This is a genomic window from Candidatus Albibeggiatoa sp. nov. BB20 (assembly GCA_016744725.1).
Lineage (GTDB): Bacteria > Pseudomonadota > Gammaproteobacteria > Beggiatoales > Beggiatoaceae > Albibeggiatoa.
Window position 1 is genome coordinate 1 of sequence record JADGDW010000219.1, and the last position, 5,679, is coordinate 5,679.

Consider the following 5,679-nt stretch of genomic DNA (forward strand, 5'->3'; position numbering starts at 1 on the left):
ACTACTTCGTCTGTAACTACCCACAATACCCCTGCACCAATTGGTGAGCATAACCATGCTAGTGGTCCACAACCCAATCCTGCCAAAGCTCCTGTAGAAGCAGCTGCTGATTTGGTGGCTAACTTACTTCCTGCTTTGACTGCACCTTTTGTTGTGATTTTGGCTACAATCATCGCTGTGATTTTGATTGCTATCGCACTGCCTACTACTCCTAGCTTTATCTGTTGGTTTTGCATATTAGAGTCTATATCTGATTTCATATTTTACTCTAATTTAAAAACACTTAATATTTATTATAATCAAAATCTACAATCCAACTTTCTAGAAATCAAAGGTTTAGATAATCTGACTTATGTTGACATAGTTGCAAATGCCTTTAGCTCATTGAAATTACTTAATTTACCAAAATTAAAATATTGTAACATTTATGCTAATACAACAGACATGTCTCTTGAACTGAGTAGCAATTCTTCTGATTTTATAGAAATAATTATTGGAGGTAATACAATATCGAACCAATTACAAGATATTTTGGATGTTCCTAAGCTTCCCGCCTTATACATGACACATAACACGATTAACGGTTCAATTCCAGACTTAACTCAATTGACTGATTTGCAAAAAATAGATATAAGCTCTAATACAGGACTTTGCCGATCCCCTAATATTGATTATGGTAAATGGACAGACTCTATTCAAGAATATCCTGTCTGCTCTCCAGAATTCTCCTGCTCAAACATCACAGAAATCCCTCAATCAGAATGTGAAGTATTGGTTAATATTTATGATGACTTAGGCGGTGATAATTGGACAAACAATGCAGGCTGGAAACAAACCAATAACCCTTGTACAAGCTGGTATAACCTTGGCTGTAAAAATGGTCATGTCACTGATATTGCTCTCTCAAGCAACAACCTCACAGGAACAATCCCAGACCTCACGCCATTAACCGAACTTGAAACTTTACCTATCGGTGGTAATCCCAATATCACAGGTGCATTGCCTAACATTGGTTCACTCACAAAACTTTATCATTTCTCTATCAACGGCGTAGGTATTATAGGCACGCTTTCAGACAGTATTTTAGGCGCGACCAGCTTACGAGAATTAGCGTTAATCAACACCAGCTTAACGGGCAATCTTCCAGACTTTAGCCAACTCACAAACCTAACACAATTAAACCTAGGTCAGAGCAAATTTACAGGGAAAATTCCAACTTTACCCACGGGATTAACTCTACTCAACTTAGCGGATAATAAGTTATGTCATGAGGCAGGAAATGTGCAATATCCACATCTCAATGATTTCCCTGTCTGTAACCTTGAATTTGGTGCGGTCTTAACTTATCCAATGACAGGCAATGCCAATGATACGAGTGGAAATGCAAATAATGGTGTTGTGGATGGCGCAACGTTAACAACTGATAGACATGGTAATGTAGAAAATGCTTATAACTTTGATGGCATTGATGATCGGATTAATCTAAATCCAAGTAACAACCTTGTGTTTGATGATATGAGTGTTAGTTTTTGGATTCAAACCACAGATACAGGTGAACCAAAACATTTTATCAGTGCAGCCAATGCAACAGATAGTAATGAGTTTTTACTCAGACACAGCAATGGTCAAATTGCAATTCTGCTCCAAAAAGAAACCCATATTTTTAATAATGCAAATATTAATGATGGGACATGGCACTTACTTAGTATTATACGTTCAGGCTCTGAAATTCAACTTTTCATCGATGGGCAACTTATTGAAACATGGACAAATGCACCAACTGAAATTATTAAAATTGATACTGGTGGGTTATGGTTAGGAGCTGACCAAGACTGTGTTGGAGGGTGTTGGAAAGGATTTAAACATTTTGAAGGCAATTTAGATGAAGTGATTTTTCATAATCGTGCATTATCAACTACTGAAATTCAAAATATATATGCAGAACAAACCACTATCCAAACAGGTTGTAATGGCGCATTGCAATTAGATGGCACACTGTGTAATGGCTTACTTGCAGCTTATACACTTGAAAACAACGCAAACGATGTATCAGGCAATGGATATGATGGTACACAACATGGCTCACTTAACTATGTCGGCGGTATCAATGGACAAGCAGTAAGCTTTGATGCTAATTCTAATAATTACATCTCGGTTGCGCATGACAGAGCCTTAAACTTTACGGGAAGCTATAGCTTTGTATTTTGGGTTAATCACAACAATACAGAAGGTGATAATAACTTTGAAACCCTGATTTCTAAAGGGCGTGATTGTGATGATTCCTATATTTTTGACCATAATGGACAACGCTTTGTTGCAGGCTTACCAACAGGGACTTGTACCAAAATTGCAATACAAACAGTTACAACTAATAATGAGTGGCATTTTGTCACGGGTGTAATGGACACTGACACCACACCGTATAAAATGAAGTATTATCTTGATACTCAATTAATTGCGACAAAAAATGTAGCGAATGCCACTGTTTCTAATACTTACCCACTGTTATTTGGCAGACATTACAGACATGCTGATGGTTCTGGTGGTTATGAATATCCAGCGACTGCAAAATTAGATGAATTATTAATCTATAATCGCGCATTAACGGCTGAAGAAATCCAACAACTTTACCAGCGTGTTCCGCCTTTCGATTGTCAAACTGTGACATCGATTCCAACGACTGAATGTGATGCGTTGATAAGCTTATACACCGATACCAATGGCAGCCAATGGCCACGTCAAGCAAATTGGTTATTAGATAAAGACCCTTGTATATGGCAGGGTATGAGTTGCCAATCAGGTCATGTGACAGAGATGGATTTACACAACAATGGCTTATCTGGCGTATTACCAAGCCTTGCAGCATTAACACAATTGCAGCAGTTGGAATTACAACAAAATGGGCTACTTGGTGAGATATCTGAATCCATCGGTAATTTGACTGAACTAAATCTACTCAATCTCGGCTACAACCAATTGTCAGGCAAAATTCCAACATCTATAGGTAGCTTGACCAAGCTTACTCAATTAGATTTACAGCAAAACCAACTGGTAGGCAATGTACCTGCAAACTTGGCTAATACGGTCGCAAATCTCACCTTATCAAGTAACCGTTTATCTGGCACTTTACCTGAGCAATTATGTCAACTCAGCTTAAATACCCTATTGCTCACAGATAATAATGTAACAGGTGAAATTCCAGCATGTTTACAAAATATTGCTACTTTAGATGTCAGCGACAATGGCACATTATGTAAAACAGCGGAGATGACCCAAACTGCTTTTGAAAACTATGCTATTTGCGGTATGGCAAAAGAAGTTTGTGGACAAGTCACAGAAATTCCGAATGACCAATGCCAATCCCTCGTAGCCTTATATGAGAAAACCAATGGTGCAGGTTGGACAAGCAATACGGGTTGGTTAGAAAACAATCAGCCATGTACTTGGTATGGTGTCAGTTGTAATGATGGTTCTATCAGTGCGTTGAACTTAAGTAATAACAATTTACAAGGTACATTGCCGCAAGAATTGGCTGTTTTAACTGATATGGGTGTACTCTCACTCAACGCCAATAAACTGCAAGGTGAAATGCCAGATTTGAGTCCATTGAGTAATTTGGAACGCTTGCAATTGGGCAATAATGGGCTTTCAGGCAGTATCCCAGATTTAGATACATTGGTTAGCTTAGAATATCTCGACATCAGTGATAATCCAAATATTACGGGAAATATTCCTAAGTTGGATGGCTTAAATCAACTAGAAAATGTGTTTTTAGACAATACAGGTTTAACGGGTGAATTGCCTGATTTGTCTGGTGTACCTAATTTGCACAATATTCGGGTTAATGAAACAGATACCTTATGCCGCAGTGTTGATGTTGATTATTCTGGATTCTCTCAATTTACTAGCTATAACGTGTGTACCAACTCTATCTTCACTTTATTCAAACGTGGCGTAGGGTCTGGTAGTATCCTCAGCTCTGACAATAATATTATTTGCCACAGTGATTGTGATAATGCCAGTTACAATTATCCTGAAAATGTAGTCATTACTTTAACAGCGACTGCTAATGCTGGTTCAACTTTTAAAGAATGGGAAGGGCAATGCCTTAGTGATTCCAATGTTGTAGAAGTATCCATGACTGAAAGTAAAAATTGTTATGCTACGTTTGATTTAGAACGAACAAAAAATTCTTTTTTACTTGAAGCTATGAAATTAGGTGATGGTCGTGGCAGTCTATCTGTTTATTACAACGATGAAATGGTGGACAATTGTGGTGATGGTTGTTCTTCAAAAATGTTTAACCGCTTTGAAACAGGCAGTACTGTGACACTCAATCTGAATATTGCCGCAGGTAGCATATTAGAATATTGGGGTGGAGCATGTGAGGGCTTGTCTGGTAATTCTATTGAGTTGACTATGGATAAATCCAAATCTTGTCTTGCTCATCTCACGCTTGCTCCAACACCGCCAGCGCAAATGGTAACGCTATCGGTTGATTTTAATAACAGTACAGGTAACGGCACGATATACAGTTTAGGTATTGAATGTGGTGCTGATTGTGAAGAATATATTGAGGTGGGTCGCACAATCAATCTAAAGGCTGAACCTGATGCTTTATCACGTTTTGTTCAATGGGCAGGCAGTCCACAATGCCACCAACGTAAAGAAGCATTTTTACCAATTGTTGTTTCTGCTGATACAACATGTTATGCACTGTTTGAGAGCGTCATGGATGTTGCGGCAGAAAATAGCACTGAAGAACTTTATGAGGAAGGCTATCTGAGCAATGGTGAGGTATTAGCAGATGAATATCCACCTGAAATAAATGAGGAAATTCTCAATATGGCTTATCGGTTGGCTGAAAGTACTTTATTGCAAATTGATGAACATTTAGCATTAAATGAGGCTTGGCCAAATCAGTTTGAAGGTAAAGAGCGTTATATTCCACCACCTGAAAGATTTAGTGTCGAAAGCGTTAAAATCCTATCTGAAACTGTTATTGAATTAGAGGATCGAACACTTAATGTCTCAGGGAATTTTGTTCGAGTTGATGTAATTTTAGAAAATAAAGAGGGTGATGATGAATTGTTGCCTATCTTGATTTATTATGGTGATGAGCCTCAGCCACAAGAGATAACCCTTCGTTCAAGTTCTTCGGAAAGAAGCACGCGCCGTCGTAGAGGACGTAGTTATGGTTGTCATCCACGCCGTGGTCGTCATAGATAATTAATCGTTTTACTCATGGGCTGTTCATATTTTAGTAAAATTTATAACAGCCCATGATGTTCTTTTTGATTAATTTTGCCTTTTGGCTATTTATTTTAACTTCTATAATTGTTCATGCTAGAATAAGTTATATATTTAAAGTTAACAGAAATATTAAATTTGTTGTATTAATTAGATGATGTAATTTCAGACTTTAGGAGTATATGCTTATGTTTTTTATTTATGGCTTCTATATATTGATTTTATTTACATCTTTAACTTATGCTGACAACACTATTCCAACATATACAATAATTTCAGAGTTAACATTCATTAATTCTGAAACTAATTCACTTAATCCAATTAACATTATCCCAGATGACAGACTAAATAAAAGGTTGGCAATTAATACAAATCGTAACTTCTTGATAATTTTATTCATTTTAATAATCCTTAGTTGTTATACATTTT

Annotated in this window: 2 protein-coding genes; one reads left to right on the top strand and one right to left on the bottom strand. The window is 37.2% G+C overall.

Annotation, left to right across the window (positions count from 1 at the left end):
- On the bottom strand, positions 1 to 260 hold a 260-nt coding region (locus ABXH34_RS17305), incomplete at its 3' end, for a hypothetical protein (RefSeq protein ID WP_353573136.1).
- Positions 261 to 1,398: 1,138 nt separating this feature from the next.
- Here ABXH34_RS17305 and ABXH34_RS17310 point away from each other — a divergent pair.
- Entirely contained in the window at positions 1,399 to 5,229 is a 3,831-nt protein-coding gene (locus ABXH34_RS17310) for a LamG-like jellyroll fold domain-containing protein (protein WP_502710428.1), read from the top strand.
- The last annotated feature ends 450 nt before the right edge of the window (positions 5,230 to 5,679 follow it).